Here is an 18439-nt window from a genome sequence, read left to right on the forward strand (position 1 = left end):
TCGCCGCGCTCACGGCCGGCGCGCTGGCGCTGGCGCCCGCCCTCGCGTCCTTCGCGGCCGTCCCGGCCGCCCTCGCGGCCGGACTCGCGCCCGCCCTGCGCCTCGCCGTCCTCGGAGCCGCCGCCCTGGGCCGCGGCCGGCTCCCGGTTCTGCCGGTCACCGCGCTCGCCCCGGCCCTCGGACGCCCCCCGGTCCTGCTTGTCGGCCGCGCGACCGCCCTGACGGCCGCCCTGCCGCTCGGCCCTCTCGGGGCGCTCGGCGGTCTTGCCGTCCTGCTTGTCGGACTGCTGCCTGCCGTCCTGCGCGCCCGGCTGCGCCTCCGCCGCGACCGGCTCGGCCGCGGGCGCGGGCGCGGTGTCGGGGATGGCGACCTGCTCGGACGTCTCGCGCTTGGCCGCGGCGCGGGTGCGGCGCGGACGCTCGGCCTTGGCCGGCTGCGCGGCCTTGCCCTGGTCGCCCTCGCCGGCCCCGGCGACGGCCCCGGCAGCGGCTCCCTGCTCGCCCGCCGAGCCCTGCCCCTGGCCGCCCTGCTTCTCCTGGATGGCGGCGATGAGCTGGCTCTTGCGCATCCCGGTCACGCCGGTGATGCCGAGGCTGGACGCGAGCGCCTTGAGCTCGGGCAGCACCATGGCCGAGAGGCCGGTGCCGCGGCGGCGCCGGGGGGCGGCGGACTCCGCGCCGTTCTGGGCGGCGTCGGCCGCGGGTGCCGTGCTGGATGCGTCCGTAAGGAGTTCGCTGGATTCGCTCACTAAGGGTCCTTCCCAGGGAGCGGGCGTCGGCCGGCAGTTCGGCCGGTCAACCCGGTAATACGGCCCGGCGGGGGCGCCGAGTCGGGCTCCGCTGATCACGATGGGGCCGGGATCGGCGATTTTCTGGGCACAGCCAGATGGTGGACGGGACGGTTCGCTCGCACGTGTCCCCGTCACCGCCACGTCCGAAGTTTCGCTGGAATGCCTGACAACGGAATGTCACGGTGTCGGGGAGCCTGGTACGCGGGACCGACACGGCCGGAGGGCCGGACAGGCGACGCGCGGCTGACGAGCACGCTGCCCCGAACGGGGCATCTGGTGCGGCAATCAGCCTAACATCACCAGGGCACACTGCTATTCCCCAGAGGTCGATGTCTTCGCATTTTACCTAGGTGGATCTTGTGCGGACCCGCACCGGCCGGAGCGTCGCGGCGATCCCGGCAGCGGTCCCCCGCCGGCACCGCGTCACGTCCGGTGGTCGGGTTCACCGGGCAGGACGCGTGCACCGCGGGTCGCGACGTCCAACGGGTGCTCGTGCCACCCATTACCCACTCGCAGAGCCATCGAATCAACTCGTGATGCGGTTGTGAAGGCCAGGACAGTGGGTCCCGCCCCGGAAATCACCGCCGGTACTCCGGCCGAACGGAGCCGTTCGAGGAGTTCCGCCGACTCCGGCATCGCGGGCGCGCGGTAATTCTGGTGGAGCCGGTCCTGGGTGGCGTCCAGGAGGACCTCGGCGCCGAGCCCGTCGCGGAGCGCGGCGACGAGCAGCGCGGCGCGTCCCGCGTTGGCCGCGGCGTCGGCGTGCGGGACGCTGTCCGGCAGCAGCCCGCGCGCCCGCTCGGTCGCCAGGCGCTGCTCGGGAACGAACGCGACCACCTGCTTGACCTGCGGATCCAGCCGGACGAGGCGCGCCCCGTCCGGGGTCGTCCAGGCGATGGTCAGGCCGCCCGCCAGGCACGGCGCGACGTTGTCGGGATGCCCCTCGATGTCGGTCGCGAGGCGCAGCGCGGCGTCGTCGTCCATCAGGTCGCCGTGCGGGTGCAGAGCCCGCGCGGCGACGATCCCCGCGACGATAGCCGCGGACGACGAGCCGAGCCCGCGGCTGTGCGGGATGCGGTTGCGGCACCGCAGCCGGATGCCCTTCGGCTGCCCGGCCGGCTGGCCGGGTCCGGCCGCGGCGAGATCGTCGAGCGCGTCGAACGCCCGCCGCAGCACCTTCACGATCAGGTGCCGCTCGCCGCGGTCGGCGACCTCGGCGCCCTCCCCGTCCACCTCGATGGACACCCCGTCGCCGGTCAGCACCACCTCGACGTCGTCGTGCAGCGACAGCGCCAGGCCGAGCGAGTCGAAGCCCGGCCCCAGGTTGGCGCTCGTCGCCGGCGTCCGCACCACGACGGACTTCTCCGGCCGGTTCTCCGGTTCGGCAGGGGCCATCAGGCGAGGCCGAGCGCGGAGGCCGCCTCGTGGGCGTCGACGCGGACGACCGTCGGGGCCGGCGCGCCGGAGATCGCCCAGTCGGGGTCCTTCAGGCCGTTGCCGGTCACCGTGCAGACGACCCGCGTCCCGGGCTTCACCACGCCCTGCTCGGCGGCCTGCAGCAGCCCCGCCACGCTCGCCGCGGACGCCGGCTCCACGAACACGCCCTCTTCCCTGGCCAGCAGCCGGTAGGCGGCCAGGATCTGCCGGTCGGTGACCGAGTCGATCGCGCCGCCGGACTCGTCGCGCGCGGCGATCGCGAGGTCCCAGGACGCGGGGTTGCCGATCCGGATCGCGGTGGCGATCGTCTGCGGCTTCAGCACCGGCTCGCCCTTCACGAACGGCGCCGCGCCGCTTGCCTGGAACCCGAGCATCCGGGGCGTCCGCGCGGCCACCTTGTCGGCGGCGTACTCCTTGTAGCCCATCCAGTACGCCGAGATGTTGCCGGCGTTGCCGACGGGCAGGCAGTGCACGTCCGGCGCGTCGCCGAGCGTGTCCACGATCTCGAACGCGGCGGTCTTCTGGCCCTGCAGCCGGTACTTGTTGACCGAGTTGACCAGCGCCACCGGATAGTCGACGGACAGCTTGCGGGCCAGCTCCAGGCAGTCGTCGAAGTTGCCGTCGACCTGCAGCAGCCGCGCGCCGTGCACCAGCGCCTGCGCGAGCTTCCCCATCGCGATCTTGCCGTTGGGGACGAGCACCGCGCACGTCATCCCGGCCCGCACGGCGTACGCGGCGGCCGACGCGGAGGTGTTGCCGGTCGAGGCGCAGATGACCGCCTTGGCGCCGTCCTCGGCCGCCTTGCTGATCGCCATCGTCATCCCGCGGTCCTTGAACGAACCGGTCGGGTTGAGGCCCTCGACCTTCAGGTGCACCTCGCAGCCGGTCAGCTGGGAGATCCGGACGGCCGGCACCAGCGGCGTGCCGCCCTCCAGCAGCGTCACCACGGGCGTCGCGTCCGTCGCCGGAAGCCGGTCGCGGTATTCCTCGATGAGGCCGCGCCACACGCGGGCGTTCCCGTTCACGTCAGTGTCTCCTCGGCTGACCTGCGGATTGTGGACCCGGATTCTACCGGGATCTCACTCCTCGCCCTCGACGCGCATGACGCTGGCGACCTCGCGGACGCTGTCCAGCCCCCGCAGGCCCCGCACGACCGCCGACAGCGCCGCGTCCGGCGCCCTGTGCGTCACCACCACGAGCTGCGCCTCCTCGCCCAGCCCCACCTGCCGGACGGCCTGGATCGACACCTCGTGGCGGGCGAACTCCTCCGCGACGGTGGCGAGCACGCCCGCCTCGTCCGTCACGTCCAGATGGATGTAGTAGCGGGTCACGGTCTCGCCCATGGGCAGCACCGGGAGCTTCGCGTACGTCACCTCGACCGGGCCGGGCGTGCCGCCGACCACGTTGCGCGCCACCGCGACCAGGTCGCCGAGCACCGCCGACGCCGTCGGGGCCCCGCCCGCGCCCGCGCCGTAGAACATCAGCGACCCCGCCGACTCGGCCTCCACGAACACCGCGTTGTAGGCCTCGCGGACGCTGGCCAGCGGATGCGTCCGCGGGATCATCGCCGGGTACACCCGGACCGACACCCCGCGCCCGTTCCGGCCGTCCTCCGACGGGACGCGCTCGCAGATCGCCAGCAGCTTGACCACGCAGTCCATGCCCTTGGCGCCCGCGACGTCCGCCGCGGACACCTCGGTGATGCCCTCCCGGTGCACGTCCGCCGCCGTCACCGGCGTGTGGAACGCCAGCTGCGCCAGGATCGCCGCCTTCGCCGCCGCGTCGAACCCCTCGACGTCCGCCGTCGGGTCCGCCTCCGCGTACCCGAGCGACTGCGCCTCCTCCAGCGCCTCGTTGAACCCCGCGCCGGCGGAGTCCATCTGGTCGAGGATGTAGTTCGTCGTGCCGTTGACGATGCCGAGCACCCGGTGCACGTGGTCGCCGACCAGCGACTCCCGCAGCGGCCGCAGCAGCGGGATCGCTCCCGCCACCGACGCCTCGTAGTACAGGTCCGCGCCGTACTCCCGGGCCGCCGCGAACAGCGTCGCCCCGTCCTCGGCCAGCAGCGCCTTGTTCGCGGTGACGACCGACTTGCCGGTCTTCATCGCCTCCAGGATCAGCGTCCGGGCCGGCTCGATGCCGCCGATGACCTCGACGACGATGTCCACGTCGTCCCGCGTGACCAGCGCCTGCGCGTCCGTGGTGACCAGCTCCGGGTCGACGCCCGCGCGCACCCGCTCGGGCCGCCGCACCGCGACCCCGGCCAGCTCCAGCGGCGTCCCCACCCGCGCGGCGAGATCGTCGGCCTGCTCGTTCAGCAGCCGGACGACCTCGCTGCCGACGGTGCCGCATCCCAGCAGCGCGACCCGCAGCGGGCCACGTTCGGGTTTCACGCTTCGACCTCCGCATCCAGCCGCAGCAGGTCCTCGGCGGTCTCCCGGCGGACGATCACGCGCGACCTGCCGTCCCTCACCGCCACCACGGCGGGCTTCGGGACGTGGTTGTAGTTACTGGCCATCGAACGACAGTACGCACCGGTCGCGGCGACCGCCACCAGGTCCCCCGCCGCAATATCTTCGGGGAACCACAGGTCGCGCACGACGATGTCGCCGCTTTCGCAGTGCTTGCCGACAAGCCTACTGAGCATGGGCGGTGCGTCCGACGACCGGCTGGCGATCGCCCCGGTGTACTCCGCGCCGTACAGCGCGGTGCGCAGGTTGTCGCTCATCCCGCCGTCCACCGACACGTACGTCCGCAGGCCCTCCACGTCCTTCACCGTGCCGACCTCGTACAGCGTCACGCCGCCCGGGCCGATGATCGCCCGGCCCGGCTCCACCGTCAGCCGCGGCGTCGCCAGCCCGTACGCGCGGCACTCGTGCACCACGATCTCCCGGAGGCCGTCCGCGATCGACTTCGGGTCGTGCGGCTCCTCCCCCGGCAGGTACGCGATCCCGTAGCCCCCGCCGAGGTCGAGCTCCGGCAGCTCGATCCCGTGCTCGTCGCGGATCGCCACCAGCAGCTCCGCCAGCCGGTGCGCCGCGACCTCGAACCCGTCCACGTCGAAGATCTGCGACCCGATGTGGCTGTGCAGCCCGATCAGCTCCAGCTGCTTGAGCGCCAGCACCCGCCGCACCGCCTCCAGCGCCGCACCGGAACTCCGGGAGAACCCGAACTTCTGGTCGTCGTGCGCCGTCGCGATGAACTCATGGGTGTGCGCCTCGACGCCCGTCGTGACCCGCACCATCACCTTCGGCCGGACGCCCTTCTCCTGCGCCAGGTAGCCCAGCCGCGCGATCTCCTCGAACGAGTCGACCACGATCCGCCCGACCCCGGCCTCCAGGGCCTTCTCCAGCTCCCAGGACGCCTTGTTGCTCCCGTGCAGCGTGATCCGCTCGGTCGGGAAACCCGCCGCCAGCGCCACGGCCAGCTCGCCCCCGCTGCACACGTCCAGCCCGAGGCCCTCCTCCTTCAGCCACCGCGCCACCGCCGTGCACAGGAACGCCTTGCCCGCGTAATGCACGTCACCGTCGTGGAACGCCGCCACGTACTCCCTCGCGCGGGACCGCACGTCCTCCTCGTCGTAGACGTACAGGGGCGTCCCGTACTCCTTCGCCAGGTCCCGCACGTCGACGCCGCCGATCGTCAGCACGCCGCCCTCGCGGGTCGCGCCACGCGGCCAGACGTGCGCGTCCAGGGCGTTCAGATCGTCCGCCGGGCCCGCCGGGTGGTCTTCGGGCAGGACGTCAGCGTGCCGGGGCCCGGCAGGGTGAACTCGACTCATATCCGCTCTCTTGGGGTCTCACCGATCATCTTCAGGCCGTTGCCGAGGGCGATGCGCACGGCCCGCGCCAGCCCGACGCGTCCCGCGTGCACCGCCCCGGGTTTCTCGCACCCCACCGGCACGGCCGGGCACCGCTCATGGACGTCGTGGTACGCCCCGGCCACCCTCTCCAAGCAGAACGCCAGCGGCCGGGCATCGCCTTCCCGCTCCGCCTGCGCCGCCCGCCCGGGCACCTCCGCGAGCGCCCCCACCAGCCGCGTCTCCTCGCGCCCGGGCCGCTCGAGCCGCCCTTCCGGCACCCCGAGGTCCCGGGCCCACCGCCCCACCCAGCACGCCCGCGCATACGCGTACCGCACCGCGAACCCCGGGTTCTCGAACGACCTGGGCCGATCACCCCACCCGAACCGCGGAACGCGGGTGGTCCCGTACCCGGGTTCCCGCAGAATGGCCTGCACCACGTCCGCCGCCGGCACCTCGACCCGCACGAACCCGCGCCCGGTGACCGTCCCCGCGACCCGCTTCGCGATCACCTCGGGCTCGACCCCGAGCACCAGCGCCACCGGACTCTCGAACACCCCGGCGCCCGCACTCAACACGACCACCTCGTCCGGCACCGCGACGTCTGCCTCACCCGCCGCGACGGCATCGCCCACCGCGGCCACAAGGGCATCGCTCACCTCGGCCGGAGTCACCCTGGTGAGACTATCCGACCACTATCTGGACACCGCAGCGAGTTTCCGCACCGTCTGGATCAGCTGGTTCGGGTCGAACGGCTTCGTCACATAGGCGTCCACGCCGATCTCGTGGCCCCGCCTGATGTCGTGCTCCTGCGCCCGCGCCGTGATCATCACAACGCGGATGTGCGCCGTCCCGGGGTCCTCCCGCAGTTTGATCGCGGTCACCCACCCGTCCAGCCGCGGCATCATCACGTCCAGCGTGATCACGTCCGGCCGCGCCTCGGCCACCTTCTCCAGGCAGTCCTGACCGTCCACCGCGGTCGACACCTCGAACCCCTCGAGTTGCAGGTTCACGGCGATGAGCTGCCGGATCACCTCGTCGTCGTCGACGACCAGCACCCGTCCCAGTGGCTCGGTCACGGCCTCGAAGTTAGTCGACTCCTCCCCCGAACGCACGGCGAACGTCCACGTACGCGCCACCCCGCCAACCCTGGTAACCTTCCAACACGCGCCGCGCAGCGACGCAAGGGCCCCCTTAGCTCAGGGGATAGAGCAACGGCCTCCGGAGCCGTGTGCGCAGGTTCGAATCCTGCAGGGGGCACCTCTCTGAGACCAGCGAAATCACCTCGCTGACCAGCACAGACACCAAAGAACCGGGCGGGTACTCAGTCCAACTGAGTCCCGCCCGTTCTCACTCTCTAGCACCACCCACGAGAGACCCACGAGAGAGCCTCCCGCGTACCGGAGTCGGTGCGGTAGGCCTTGGCCATCGGTGACGTTGGCGCGGTTGGTGGTCGTCCACGCGTAGGCGAAGGGTTCAACTCACCCTTCGCGTACTCGCATGGGGAACCCAACCGTGTAGCTGCAACTACTTGGACCGCTTCCGGCCACTCTGATCATTTAGCTCGGTTCGAGTTGTAGATCGGGCACTACCTACTCATGCCCCGTCTCCGGCAAAGCATCGCACGGCTCCGGCGAGCCAGGCGCGCCAAGCGAATCAGACGCGAGTTTTGCCACAATCACCAATGGCAGGCGGAAGCGATGATTGCCAGCGGGGCAAGGTTGCCCGTTCGCCGTCACCCCCTCACCGGTCGGACTACGTGCGCTGCCACTTCACGAAGCGGCGAAAACTGTCGCTTCGTGGTCGACCGCCGTGGAAGGGTCCGTGAGATTGTCGGCAAGCGAACCGAGGACGTTATACACGCATACCGTGAGGTGACGGAGATGTCTGTTGGGCGGCGACAGCGAGGACCCTGGGCTTCAGGAGCGTTTTACTTGTCTGCCCTGCTCGCAATTACCATGTGTTTTGTCTTGGCCAGTCGATGGTCGGAGGGATGGCTCCTGCCTGTCTTGGCTGCCGCGATCCTCGGACTAGTGCTCGTTGGGGCGTTGCAGTTGCGCCACGACGGCCGCCTCAGCGAGAAGAACTTCCTAGAGCTTATAAAGATCGCGATCATGCAGGTTCCAACCCTCCTACGCAGATCCACAGAGAGTGAGTCTGAGGTCACGCCATCGAAGCCTGCGGCAGAGGAGACCCACGGCCAACACCCATGAAATGAAGGATCACCTGTCCTCGCTGTCAAGCTAAACTAGTTGCAGACCAGCACAAAAGAGCGGATCGGGCGGAACCTCCGACCGACCAAGGCCCCGTCCGATCCGCTCTCTAGTAGTTTCCGCGAGAGACCTACGAGAAAATCTCTCGCGCTGACTCACTCATCTTCTTCTTTTTCTAGCGTCCTCTCGATGCGCCGGTTAATGACGTCTTCTTGGCCGTCCAGGCAGCCGGCGTAGCGCTTGAGCAACACCTCTACCGAGTTACCTGCACGCTTAGCCACGTCCGCCGGCGAGACGCCAGCGTTGAGCCACGTGCTCAGCGCGGCGTGGCGGAGGTCGTACGGGCGCCCGGCAAGCGGTGACTCGAGCTGAGCGGGCGTGAACGCGAGCTGGCGGGCTTCCTCCCACGCGCGCGAGTAGGTAGAGGCGCCCAGGATGCCGCCGCGCTCGTTGCGGAACAGGCGCCCGTCCTCGGCCGTGTCGAACTCCTCGATGTGCGCCTTGAGGATGGTCACGAGGGATGGCGGTATCGGCACGATGCGGGCCGCCTTGAGGGGCCGCTGTTTGAGCCCTCGCCGCTCGTGGCGCTCGCCGTCGTCCGTCCACCTCTTCGAGGTGACCGGAAGCGTCTGAACGAGCGTCAGACGGCCCCATCCGGCGTCCGGCAGGTAGCAGTCGTTCTCTCGCAGCGCCACGCACTCCGCCGGCCGTAGACCGGCGTAGTAGAGCGTCGCGAAGAACGCCACCAGGCGGCGACCTCGGCCACGGCCCCACGAGCCGACGTAGCTCAGTGCCGTGAGGTCGCGGGCCTGAGCGTGCGTGATGACGACACGAGGATCTACCTCACCCTGCCGGGCCTCATGCGTCCGTCCCGCGGCCTTGAGCGGGTTGTCGGAGAGTTCGCCGAGTTCCACGGCGTACACCACGGCGGTATTGAGCCCTCGCCGGCGCCGGTTGTAGGTGTCCGTCGCGACGCGCTTGCCGGTGAGCGTGACCGTAAGCCGCTTCTCTACCTGGCGGATCACGTGCGGCTCGGCGAGCGCCTTGAGCAGCAATGAGCGCTCTTGGAGCCACCGCAAGCCGGTAGTGAACTCGTCCGGCACGTCGGCGCCCTCGTTGGCCGGGGTGACGGCCCAGAGAAACGCCCTCCTCAGTGCCTGGTGACTCGGCCGGTCGCGCCCGTCCTCCACCATGGCAAGGGTCACCGTCGCGAGGCTGTCCGTGATGGAATCGCGCGTCTTTGCCGCGGCGCCATCCCACCGAACGCCGACGTACGCCTTGCAGAACTCGAACCAGGTGCGCGCCGTCGCGACCTTGAGCATGGACGTCGGCAGACCGGTGGCCACGTCGAATTCCTCGCCGCGCGTCATGGCCTGAATGAGGTCTGAGCGGAATCCGTCCGCGAGTGCGAACGTGGCGAACGTGACGGTGCAGACCTCGCCGGCGACGACCCATCGGACCATGTGCGGTCGCGTCTTACTCTTGGCTTTCCCGATTTTCCACGGGCGCCGTACGTTCCGCGTCCGCCCCTGGCTTCCGGGGGTTCCTCGCCGTCCAGGGCGCGGTTCCTCCTCCGTGCTCACGCGGCCTCCTCAAGCTGGCAGAGCCAGCGCTCAAGCACGGACCGGCGGATCCGAACGTCCCCGTTCGGGTATTTGATGCTGCGGGGCGCCTTGCCGAGCTGACGCCACCGGTAGAACGTCGCGCGCGGGACGCCGAGTTCGGCAATCACCTCGGAGATCGTGAGCAATTCGCCTTTGCGTGCCACGGTGGCCTACTCCTCCTTGAGTGTCGTTCTCTAACCCGGTGGATTGCTTGGCGGCTGTGCACCGGGTGAGACAGAGCGCTACGAGTCGTCGTCCTCCCTTCGGCTGGAAGTGCGGAACCTCCGGAACCTGCGGGACCACCGCAGGTCGTAGAGGGTGTGGCGGGTTCCGGTGGACGGTCAGGTTTCCGGAACCGGCGGAACCTACGGCGCTCGCTCGGTTCCCCAGGTTCCGGAACCGTCGCGCCCGCTGGAACCCCGTTCATGGGTCGTGAGCTGGACGGGTTCCGAAGGTTCCGGTTCCTCGGCCGAGATGGCGGGGAGGTACCGCGCCCACGCATCGGCAAGGTGATCGGAGCGATACCCCATAAGCGAACGGCCGTCGATCTTCACCATGACCGGCGAAACGTCGTACTGCGAGAGCAGTCGGGAAAGACCACGGCTGTCGAGAGGGACGCCTTTCAGTTCAGCCCACGGAGCATCTTCGATGCTGTGCAGTCGCTCAAGAACCCTTTCCGTAAAGAGAGCGCGAGCGCCGTCGAAGACCCGATGCAGGTCCATCAAAAGCCGGATTCCGAGACTCACACCTCGCTCAGCGCCCTGTTTGACGAGATAAACGCATGCCTCGCGAGCGCGTTCCGGCCAGTCTCCCCCGGCTGCGTCGGCGATAGCCAAGAGCGGTTCCCAGACGTCCGCCGGACGGTCGGTGATTCCTGGCGGCATCTCGGGCCACGCGTCGCCGAGCCGCTCCGCCTTCGTGGCGACCCCACTCAAAGAGGATCGCTGCGCGGTGGTGCTGGCCACCATGCCGCCGCTGCTGTCGGCCATCGCCAACGCCGGACGGCACGGCGTGCTGGTGAAGTCCGCGGTGGCGATGGAGCGGCTCGGGCAGGTCGGCCGGGTCGCCTTCGACAAGACCGGCACGCTGACCGAAGGAGTTCCGCAGGTCGGCGCCGTGCGCCCGCGGGAGGGCTGACCGAGGACGGGCTGCTGTGGCTGGCAGCGGCCGCCGAACGTCCCAGCGAGCATCCTCTTGCCCGCGCCGTCGTCAACGCCGTCCCGCACTCGCGGCCTGGACATTTCGAGCGCGGCCGGTTTCGCGTCCTCTCCCGGCACGGGCGTCACCTCCACCGTCGACGGCCATCGCGTCGCGGTCGGCAGCCCCGCCCGGCTCGTCCCCGGCGATCGAGGCATCGCTCTGGTCGGACGGCTGGAGGACGTGGGGTGCACCGCGGTGCTGGTCGAGGTCGACGGGGTCGCGGCCGGGGTGTTGGGCATCACCGACCGGCTCCGGCCCGACGCCGCCGCAACCGTCACCGCGCTGACCGGCAGCGTCCCGATCCCGGTCACCGGCGACAACCCGCGCACCGTCGCCCGCGTGGCGGGTGAGACCGGAATCAGCGACGTCCGCGCGGGCCTGCTGCCGTAGGACAAGGTCGCGGCCGTGCACGACCTGGAGGAGCGAGGTGGCAAGTGCTGGTTGTCGGCGACGGGGGCGACGACGCGGCCGCGCTGGCCGCGGCGTACGTCGGCATCGCCGTGGGACGTGCCGGATTCGATCTGGCCCTGGAGACGGCCGACGCCGTCGTCTCGCTGTCGCGGCGGGTCCGGCGGCTGGTGGTGCAGAGCCTGGTCGTCGCGGTGGTGTTCACCATTGGCCTGGTGATCTGGGACCTGGCCGGCGCGCGATGAGAGGTCGGGCGGGGGCTTGTCGGTACCGTGCAGGGGTGCTCGCCGAACCCGCGCCCGCCCTCAGCGATCTCGCGCTGGGTCTGATCGTGGTCGTCCTCGCCGTCAGGCTGGGACGGTCGCCGGTCGCGCACCGGTACTGGCGCACGTCCTTCTGGTGGGCGGGAGCCGCGGCGCTGGCCGGCTTCGTCCACCACGGCGTCGTGAAGCATTCGGAACGCTGGACCGGGCCGAGCTGGGCCGTCATCAGCGCGATGGTCGTCATCGCGGTGTCCTACCTGCTGGCCGCGACCGTCGCCGAGGTGCTCGGGCCGCGGCACCAGAGGACGTTCTGGGCCCTGCGGTCGATCGGGATCGCGGCCTACGTCGTCCTGGCGGTCACCGGCCACGCGGGCGTCAACGCGCTGCTGGCCTGCGAGAGCCTCACGATGATCAGCATCATCGCGCTGTGGGCGCGGGCGGCCCGCCGCCGGCACCCGATGGCCGGCGCGGTGATCGTCGCGCTCGTCGCCGACGGCGCCGCGGCGGCGACCAAGGCCATCGACCCGGCCATCACCCAACGCGTCGCGCTGGACCCGACCTCGCTGTACCACCTCGCCCAGATCTCGGGCATGGTCCTGCTGTACGCGGCGGTCAGCACGCCGCGCCGCCCGGATCCCGAACCGCGCGCCCTCGCCGGGTGACCAGAGCGGAGAGCGCATGAGGCACCGTTCCCCTCAGCCCGAACTGTCCGATCCCATCGGTCAGGAAATCGTGCGGACCGCGCTCGTCCAGGCGAAGGAGCTTTTGGACGAGCGACTCTTGGCGGCCTTCGCCATCGGCAGCCTGGCGCATGGCGGGTTCGCCCCCCTGGTCAGCGATGTGGATCTCGCCCTCGTCGTCGACCACGCCGACGTCGCCGCGGCGGCGGTCATCGATGCCGTCCGGCAGGAAACGATCCGGCATTACGCGGACTCCCCTCACCGCGCCCTGGCCGCGCGCCTTTCCATCTTCTGGAGCGACTGGGAGAGCCTGGCGGACGGCACCGAGGCCGGCCGGTTCCCCGCGACCGACCGGCTCGACCTGCTCGACTCGGGCGTGCCGTTGTACGGCGCCGACCGCCGTCCGGGCTGTGCGCGGCCCAGTAGGGACGAACTCCTCCTGGACAGCGCCGCCTTCGCAGCGACCAGATTCGCCGGCCCGGCCTACGTGCAGGCGCTCAAGCACCCCGAAGGCCTCGCCGCTGAAGGCGCCCGCAACGTCACCAAGACCGTGCTGTTCCCCGTCCGGCTCCTCTACACCGCCGCCACCGGCCTGCTCGGACGCAATGCCGACGCCGCCCGCTGGTACACCGCACCGCCGCAGCCGTCCAGTGACCTGGTCGCGGCGGCCGGACGGTGGCGAGCCGACGGCATCGACGACAGCGCCGCGGCCGGCGAACTGCTCCAGCGGGAACTGCTGCCGCTCTACCTGCACTGTCTCGACCGTCTCCGCGACCACACCGCCCGATCCAGCCGGCCGGAACTCGCCGCGCCGCTGGCCCAACTGCTCGCGTCGCTCGGTTCCGCGGCCTGACACCTCGTCGAGGTCCCGTCTCCGGACGCTCAGGAGACGCGGATGACGACCCGGGCGCGTCCGGGGTCGCCGGGCGGGACGACCGCCGCCAGCGTCTCGCCGTCCACGAGCAGCCGGACCAGCCAGCTGCCGTCCGCGCGGAGTTCGGCGCTCAGCGGCTCGGCGTCACCGGTCTCGTAGCCGTGGACGGCGGCGGCAGCGTGCACGACCTCGACGGCATCGTCCCTGGTCAGGGGGATGTCCGGGGCGTCGGAGCGGGCCCGCCAGCGTTCCCGCCCGCCGTCGAGCACGCGGCGCACCAGGGCGTCGGCCCGATTGCCGACCACTCCTGCGACGGCGGCGCCGCCCGCGTAGGCGGCGAAGTTGACCACGGACTCCATGACCGAGGGCAGCGCGCTGCGCTCCAGGGCGACCGGCGGCTCTTCGGGGAACGGGCGCCGCGGCGCGTCGTCGGCCGGCGGCCGCGGCGCGTCGTCGGCCGGCGGGTGCGGCGCCGCGGGCTCGGCCGTGTCCCAGTACAGCCAGAGCTCGCCCAGCAGCATGGCGAGCCGGTGGACGGCCGCTTCGTCGAGCCCTCCGGCCAGGTCCTTCACCGCCGCGTTGAACTCCGCGTCCCGGCTCGGGTCCGCCAGCCGCGGCAGGGTCGACCGGAGCAGCTCGTCCAGGTGCGCGAACTGCTCGATCGATTCCTGCACATCCCGCGCCAACCGGGCGATCTCCCCCGTGGCATGCGCCTCGCTCACCCTTGCTCCTCCCCCTCGGCCGTCCACCCATGGTCCCGCCGAAGAGGCACGGCCGAGGAGGAAACGGCTGATGGATCAAGCGCGCGTTCCGGAGGTCAGGCCCAGAGGGCTATGGCGAGGGCTATGCGGTCCTCGAAGTCGAGGGGGTCGCGGCCGGTCAGGGCCTCGATCCGGGACAGCCGGTTGCGCAGGGTGCTCGGGTGCAGGGACAGCGCGCGGGCCGCCGGGCCGACGGCGCCGCCCGCGTTGAGGAAGGCGCGCAGCGTTTCGGTGAGGTTGCCGTCGTGCGCCTCGTCGTGGTCGGCGAGGGGACGGGCGATCTGGTCGGTGAACGGGGCGACCTGGCCGGGGTCGAGGCGGCGGAGCAGGGCCCGGAAGGTGGCGAGGTCGGCGGCGTGCACGATGCCGCCGGTGCGGCGGGCGGCGTCCAGCGCGGCGAGGGCGTCGGTCAGCGACCGGGGCAGGTGCCCCAGGGGGCCGGACGTGCCGATGCCCGCGAGGTCCGTCCCGGCGTACTCGTCCCCGGTGATCATGAACGCGACGTCGTCGTCCACGCCGATGACGCCGGATGCGGCGGGCGCCTCGCCGGCCGGCATCGCGACCGCGACCAGCGCGCCCGGGTCGAGACCGGCGTCCTCGACCCGCGGGAGCAGCGTCTCGGGGGGCGTCAGGCCCCGCTGGACGTCGCGCAGCAGCCGGCCGGTCTCCGCGCGCTCGCCCCATTCGTCGCGGGTGGAGGCGAGCTCCGCGGCGAACCATTCGGCGAAACCGCGGAACGGCACCTCGGGCGGGACCTCGACCAGCGGCAGGCCGAGCCGGTCGCAGTGCCGCCGGAGCGCGTCCGGGACCGTCTCGGTGACGTCGCCGACGCCGTAGGCGATCGCGCCCGCGCGGCCGGCCTTGACCGAGGCGGCGAACGCGGCGCAGGCGTCCGGGTCGCGCAGGGACGCCCCGGCCGTCAGGACGACCTCGTTGCCGCGCAGGTAGGGGCCGGGGTCGAGCAGTTCGGTGGAGTGCGCCGAGCGGATCGTCCGGTCCAGGCCGGCGGACCCGGCGACCAGCCGCAGCCGGAAGTGCGGGACCTCCAGGAGCCGCCGGACGGTGAGGCGCGGCATCGCGGGATCGCTGCTCACACGGCCACCCTCTCACCACGGCTCCGCGCCGCGGGCAGGCCGGGCGCCACGTTTTGGAGAAGGTCACGACAAGCCCCGCGTCCTGCAGAGCATTTGGCCAAGAAACGGCCATGCCCCTTGCCACCTGCACCAATGCCGGGTTTGCCTGGGTTACCAGGAGATGGGGAGTGCGCATGCGTGAGCGAGTCGCGCTCGTCACCGGGGCGGCCGGCGGGATCGGCGGCGCGATGGTGCGCGAGCTGTCGGGACGCGGCTGGACGACGGCCGCGCTCGACCTGCGCCCGGCGCCGGACGCCGACTACGGGGTCGGGGTGGACGTCGCCGACGCCCGCCAGGTGGCCGCGGCGGTCCGCCGGATCGAGCGGGAGATGGGCCCGGTCGAGGCGGCGCTGTGCGCGGCGGGCCACTACACGATCGTCCCGGTGTCGGACATCGCCTGGGACGACTGGAAGCGGATGCTGCGGGTCCATCTCGGCGGGCTCGTGAACGTGTGCCGCGCGGTGACGCCCGGAATGGCGGAGCGCGGGCACGGCACCGTGGTGGGGGTGGCGTCGGGCCTGGCCCTGGCGGGCGGTGACGCGGAGGCGCACTACGCGGCGGCGAAGGGCGCGGTGCTCGGGCTCGTCCGGTCGCTGGCGGCGGAGCTGGCGCCGTCCGGGGTGCGGGTGAACGCGGTCGCGCCGGGGCCCACCGACACGCCGATGCTGCCGCCCGACTCGCCGTGGCGGCGGCCCGCCTTCCTGCAGACCCTCCCGGCGGGCCGGCTGTCGTCCCCGGAGGAGATCGCGCTCGCGGCCGCCTACCTGGTGGAGGACGGGACGTTCTGCGCCGGCGAGATCCTGTCGCCCAACGCCGGGGCGGTGATCTGATGGCGGTCGCGCTGATCACCGGTGCCGGCGGCGATCTCGGCGGGGCCGTCGCGCGGCGGCTGGCGTCCGCCGGGCACGTCGTCGCGCTGAACGACCGTCCCGGGCGCGGGATCGACGGGCTCGCGGCCGAGCTGGGCGGGGTCGCCGCGGCGGCCGAGGTGTCCGACCCGGACGCGGTGCGGGAAATGGTGGAGCACGTCGAGCGCCGCACCGGCGAGCAGATCGGGATCCTCGTCGCGAACGCCGCGTGCTCCACGCTCGCGCCGCTCGCCGAGCAGGACCTGGACGAGTGGTGGCGGATCGTGGACGTCGACCTCGGCGGGACGTTCGCGTGCGCGCAGGCGGTCATGCCCGGGATGGTGGAGCGCGGCGGCGGGCGGATGGTCCTGGTCTCCTCCGAATGGGGGGTGATCGGGCGTCCGGACGCGACGGCGCACTCGGCGTCGAAGGCGGGGATCATCGCGCTCACCAAGTCGCTGGGCCGCGAGCTGGCGCCGCTGGGCATCGCCGTCAACGCGGTCGCGCCGAGCGTGCTCGGCGCTACGGACGCCGGCGACGGCGCTGAGGCTTCCGCGCGAGTGCCGCTCGGCCGGCTCGCCGACCCGGAGGAGATCGCGGCGGCGGTCGCGTTCCTCGCCGACGACCGGCTGCCGACCCTCGTCGGCCAGATCCTGCACGTCAACGGCGGCACGACCCGCGCCCGCGCGTGACGTCCCGCGCGAGCGGGGGGCCGGTCAGTCCGGCAGGGCCTCGACGGAGCGCCGGACGTCGCGTCCGAGCACCGCGAGCAGGTGCGCCGGGAGGTCGACCAGCGACCGTTCGAGCAGGTCGGGACGGTCGGCGGCCGTCTCGATCAGCCGGCGCGCCTCGGCCTTGGTGAGCGTGCGCCCCTCGGTCTTCCGGAGCGCGATGAGGCCCTCGCGCCAGCCGTTGCCGATCTTGCCGTGCGCCCGCGCGTCCATGTACGCCAGGACCCGCTCGGCGGCGTCCGCGGGCTCGTCGTTCCGCTCGGCCAGGACCAGGGCCAGGCCGGGCGACGGAGTGCCGCGGAGCAGGCGTTCGACCCGGTATCCGGGGCCGGCGAGCCGCCGGAACCCGCGCTGTCCTTCGGCGTCCCGCAGGAAGGGCTCGTCGTTGCGGCAGACGAGGCCGACGCGGGGCGCGTTGGCGGCCAGCAGCGCGCGGGCGGCCGACCCCCCGAACCCGGGGTAGAGGTTGATCAGCACCGTGCCGTGGCCCTGGAGGTTGCGCGGCAGCGGGGCCGCCAGGAAGTCGCGCAGCGGGACGCGCCGGCCGGCGGCCTTCGCCGGCCATCCGTCGCCGACCAGCAGCGGGCGGTCGCCCCCCGCCAGTTCGAGGACGCGCTCGGCCGCCGTCTCGTCCAGGGCGTCCGCGCCGGCCTCCACCGACTGGGCGCCGTGCGTGTACATCGCGGCGCGCGGGTCGTCTGCGGCGGCGCGGGCGGCAGCGGCGGTCCGCTTCGTGGGACGCAGCACGTACAAGGCGGCCGTGCTGCCGATGGCCTGCGCGCCGACATAGCGGTTGAATCCGGGCAGCATCGCCTCATAGGCCAGATGCAGCGGGTTCAGCGCCTTCTGGACGGCGAGCCCGAGTGCCGGCTGCTGCTCGCCGAACCCGTAGGCGAGCAGGACGCGGCCGTTGCGGTGGTCCTGGAGCCCCTGGAGGCCGCGGGCGACGAACAGCCCGACGCCGTCCGGCGTGTACGGCGGGTCGGTGAAGACCAGCTGGCAGGAGTCCCGCAGCGCGGCGGGGAGGCCGAGCCGCAGGTCGGCGGCGTGGCAACGGACGTCCCAGCCGCGCCGGGCGGCCTCGGTGTCGAGGAACTCCAGCAGCCGCTCGTCGATGTCGGCCACGCTCACCCGCAGCCCGTCGGCGCCTCCCGCTACGAACAGGCCGAGCGAGGTCAGGTCGTGGTCGCCGACGCACAGCACGTGGGCGCCGCGCAGGTCGAAGCCGTCCAGCATGAACCGGGCCCGCTTCAGGACGGTCTCGGCGGTCGCGGGCACGTGGTCGAGGGCCTGGACGGGCGGCGGGGCCGCGGCGATCAGGGCGTCCATCGCGGCGAGGGCCGCCGGGTCGCGGCGGGCCCGCTCCGTCCATGGGTCGGTGATCTCGGCCGTCGCGGCGTCCCCGAATACTCCGTCGTATTCGGGGACGTGCCGCTGTGCGATCCGGCGTCCGTCCCCCGACGACTCCAGGTGCGGGTCGAGCGCCCGGAACACCGCCTCGACCGTCCGCCGCGACGTGCCGGTCAGCGAGACGACGTCCTCGACGGTGCGGAACGTCCCGTCCGCGAGCAGGTGCCCGATCCGGTCGATGCGCCGTGCGTCGATCCCGAAACCGGCCCGCAGGTCGCGGACGGCGTCCGGAGCGGGTCGCGGCGGGTCGTCCTGTGTCATGTGCGGGCCTGGTTCGTTTCGTCGGG

Annotated in this window: 21 protein-coding genes and 1 tRNA gene; 9 read left to right on the forward strand and 13 right to left on the reverse strand. The window is 72.2% G+C overall.

All coding sequences use genetic code 11. The features are described from left to right. The 7 genes from ABD296_RS37160 to ABD296_RS37190 form a co-directional block, all read right to left on the reverse strand. On the reverse strand, positions 1-749 hold a 749-nt coding region (locus ABD296_RS37160; protein WP_344278618.1), incomplete at its 3' end, for a Rho termination factor N-terminal domain-containing protein. 465 nt (positions 750-1214) lie between these two features. After that, positions 1215-2186, reverse strand: coding sequence for a homoserine kinase (gene thrB, locus ABD296_RS37165; protein WP_344278621.1), 972 nt, complete (start codon positions 2184-2186; stop codon positions 1215-1217). Further along, the gene (gene thrC, locus ABD296_RS37170) at positions 2186-3253 is read right to left on the reverse strand and encodes a threonine synthase (RefSeq protein ID WP_344278624.1); all 1068 of its coding nucleotides are present in this window, start codon (positions 3251-3253) and stop codon (positions 2186-2188) included. The genes thrB and thrC overlap by 1 nt, the downstream gene beginning before the upstream one ends. 54 nt (positions 3254-3307) lie before the next feature. After that, on the reverse strand, positions 3308-4621 hold the full coding sequence (locus ABD296_RS37175) for a homoserine dehydrogenase (RefSeq protein WP_344278627.1): 1314 nt from the start codon (positions 4619-4621) through the stop codon (positions 3308-3310). Next, positions 4618-6009 (reverse strand): diaminopimelate decarboxylase, encoded by a 1392-nt coding sequence (gene lysA / locus ABD296_RS37180; RefSeq protein WP_344278630.1) that lies wholly within the window; start codon positions 6007-6009, stop codon positions 4618-4620. The genes ABD296_RS37175 and lysA overlap by 4 nt, the downstream gene beginning before the upstream one ends. After that, positions 6006-6686, reverse strand: coding sequence for a DALR anticodon-binding domain-containing protein (locus ABD296_RS37185; protein ID WP_344278633.1), 681 nt, complete (start codon positions 6684-6686; stop codon positions 6006-6008). The genes lysA and ABD296_RS37185 overlap by 4 nt, the downstream gene beginning before the upstream one ends. A 36-nt stretch (positions 6687-6722) precedes the next feature. Further along, a complete protein-coding gene (locus tag ABD296_RS37190) occupies positions 6723-7085 on the reverse strand; it encodes a response regulator transcription factor (RefSeq protein WP_344278715.1) in 363 nt (120 codons plus the stop codon). A gap of 130 nt (positions 7086-7215) precedes the next feature. Between ABD296_RS37190 and ABD296_RS37195 the strand changes: the two genes are divergently transcribed. Next, a tRNA-Arg gene (locus ABD296_RS37195) sits at positions 7216-7287 on the forward strand. Positions 7288-7826: 539 nt separating this feature from the next. Then, the gene (locus tag ABD296_RS37200; protein WP_344278636.1) at positions 7827-8240 is read left to right on the forward strand and encodes a hypothetical protein; all 414 of its coding nucleotides are present in this window, start codon (positions 7827-7829) and stop codon (positions 8238-8240) included. Between the two features lie 155 nt (positions 8241-8395). Here ABD296_RS37200 and ABD296_RS37205 read toward each other — a convergent pair whose 3' ends face one another. The 3 genes from ABD296_RS37205 to ABD296_RS37215 all read right to left on the reverse strand — a co-directional run bounded on the left by ABD296_RS37205 (position 8396) and on the right by ABD296_RS37215 (position 10812). Continuing rightward, positions 8396-9703 (reverse strand): tyrosine-type recombinase/integrase, encoded by a 1308-nt coding sequence (locus ABD296_RS37205; protein ID WP_344278639.1) that lies wholly within the window; start codon positions 9701-9703, stop codon positions 8396-8398. Positions 9704-9819: 116 nt separating this feature from the next. Further along, complete coding sequence (locus ABD296_RS37210) at positions 9820-10008, reverse strand: helix-turn-helix transcriptional regulator (protein WP_344278642.1); 189 nt, start codon at positions 10006-10008, stop codon at positions 9820-9822. Positions 10009-10209: 201 nt separating this feature from the next. Then, complete coding sequence (locus ABD296_RS37215) at positions 10210-10812, reverse strand: DUF3631 domain-containing protein (RefSeq protein ID WP_344278645.1); 603 nt, start codon at positions 10810-10812, stop codon at positions 10210-10212. Here ABD296_RS37215 and ABD296_RS37220 point away from each other — a divergent pair. Genes ABD296_RS37220 through ABD296_RS37240 form a run of 5 tightly spaced genes read left to right on the forward strand, consistent with a single transcriptional unit; the run spans position 10796 to position 13248 of the window. Then, on the forward strand, positions 10796-10981 hold the full coding sequence (locus tag ABD296_RS37220) for a hypothetical protein (RefSeq protein ID WP_344278648.1): 186 nt from the start codon (positions 10796-10798) through the stop codon (positions 10979-10981). The two genes, ABD296_RS37215 and ABD296_RS37220, sit on opposite strands and share 17 nt — an antisense overlap. 57 nt (positions 10982-11038) lie before the next feature. Beyond that, positions 11039-11434, forward strand: coding sequence for a hypothetical protein (locus tag ABD296_RS37225; RefSeq protein ID WP_344278651.1), 396 nt, complete (start codon positions 11039-11041; stop codon positions 11432-11434). A gap of 44 nt (positions 11435-11478) precedes the next feature. Further along, positions 11479-11697: a hypothetical protein gene (locus tag ABD296_RS37230; protein WP_344278654.1), complete on the forward strand. Its 219-nt coding sequence runs from the start codon at positions 11479-11481 to the stop codon at positions 11695-11697. 35 nt (positions 11698-11732) lie between these two features. Further along, positions 11733-12377 carry a DUF6962 family protein gene (locus ABD296_RS37235; RefSeq protein WP_344278656.1) on the forward strand — a complete coding sequence of 215 codons (645 nt, stop codon included), beginning with the start codon at positions 11733-11735 and terminating at the stop codon, positions 12375-12377. A 16-nt stretch (positions 12378-12393) separates the two neighbouring features. Further along, complete coding sequence (locus tag ABD296_RS37240) at positions 12394-13248, forward strand: hypothetical protein (protein WP_344278658.1); 855 nt, start codon at positions 12394-12396, stop codon at positions 13246-13248. A 29-nt stretch (positions 13249-13277) separates the two neighbouring features. Here the strand turns inward: ABD296_RS37240 and ABD296_RS37245 are convergent, their stop codons facing one another. Then, a complete protein-coding gene (locus ABD296_RS37245; protein WP_344278661.1) occupies positions 13278-13991 on the reverse strand; it encodes a hypothetical protein in 714 nt (237 codons plus the stop codon). A gap of 95 nt (positions 13992-14086) precedes the next feature. After that, on the reverse strand, positions 14087-15124 hold the full coding sequence (locus ABD296_RS37250) for a PucR family transcriptional regulator (RefSeq protein WP_344278664.1): 1038 nt from the start codon (positions 15122-15124) through the stop codon (positions 14087-14089). Positions 15125-15297: 173 nt separating this feature from the next. Between ABD296_RS37250 and ABD296_RS37255 the strand changes: the two genes are divergently transcribed. Next, positions 15298-15993 carry an SDR family NAD(P)-dependent oxidoreductase gene (locus tag ABD296_RS37255; RefSeq protein ID WP_344278666.1) on the forward strand — a complete coding sequence of 232 codons (696 nt, stop codon included), beginning with the start codon at positions 15298-15300 and terminating at the stop codon, positions 15991-15993. After that, the gene (locus tag ABD296_RS37260) at positions 15993-16703 is read left to right on the forward strand and encodes an SDR family NAD(P)-dependent oxidoreductase (RefSeq protein WP_344278669.1); all 711 of its coding nucleotides are present in this window, start codon (positions 15993-15995) and stop codon (positions 16701-16703) included. Before ABD296_RS37255 ends, ABD296_RS37260 begins: the two co-directional genes overlap by 1 nt. A 24-nt stretch (positions 16704-16727) precedes the next feature. On the opposite strand, the gene ABD296_RS37265 is transcribed toward ABD296_RS37260, so the two are convergent. After that, positions 16728-18413 (reverse strand): bis-aminopropyl spermidine synthase family protein, encoded by a 1686-nt coding sequence (locus tag ABD296_RS37265; protein WP_344278671.1) that lies wholly within the window; start codon positions 18411-18413, stop codon positions 16728-16730. Between the last annotated feature and the right edge of the window lie 26 nt (positions 18414-18439).

The organism is Actinomadura napierensis (genome assembly GCF_039529375.1).
In the GTDB taxonomy this organism is placed as follows: domain Bacteria; phylum Actinomycetota; class Actinomycetes; order Streptosporangiales; family Streptosporangiaceae; genus Spirillospora; species Spirillospora napierensis.

Bases quoted from the DNA above. Each gene is read 5' to 3' on its own strand.
- thrB (WP_344278621.1), bottom strand. From the start codon at position 2,186: ATGGCCCCTGCCGAACCGGAGAACCGGCCGGAGAAGTCCGTCGTGGTG.
- lysA (WP_344278630.1), bottom strand. From the start codon at position 6,009: ATGAGTCGAGTTCACCCTGCCGGGCCCCGGCACGCTGACGTCCTGCCC.
- ABD296_RS37205 (WP_344278639.1), bottom strand. From the start codon at position 9,703: ATGGTCCGATGGGTCGTCGCCGGCGAGGTCTGCACCGTCACGTTCGCC.
- ABD296_RS37215 (WP_344278645.1), bottom strand. From the start codon at position 10,812: ATGGTGGCCAGCACCACCGCGCAGCGATCCTCTTTGAGTGGGGTCGCC.
- ABD296_RS37240 (WP_344278658.1), top strand. From the start codon at position 12,394: ATGAGGCACCGTTCCCCTCAGCCCGAACTGTCCGATCCCATCGGTCAG.
- ABD296_RS37255 (WP_344278666.1), top strand. From the start codon at position 15,298: ATGCGTGAGCGAGTCGCGCTCGTCACCGGGGCGGCCGGCGGGATCGGC.
- ABD296_RS37260 (WP_344278669.1), top strand. From the start codon at position 15,993: ATGGCGGTCGCGCTGATCACCGGTGCCGGCGGCGATCTCGGCGGGGCC.
- ABD296_RS37265 (WP_344278671.1), bottom strand. From the start codon at position 18,413: ATGACACAGGACGACCCGCCGCGACCCGCTCCGGACGCCGTCCGCGAC.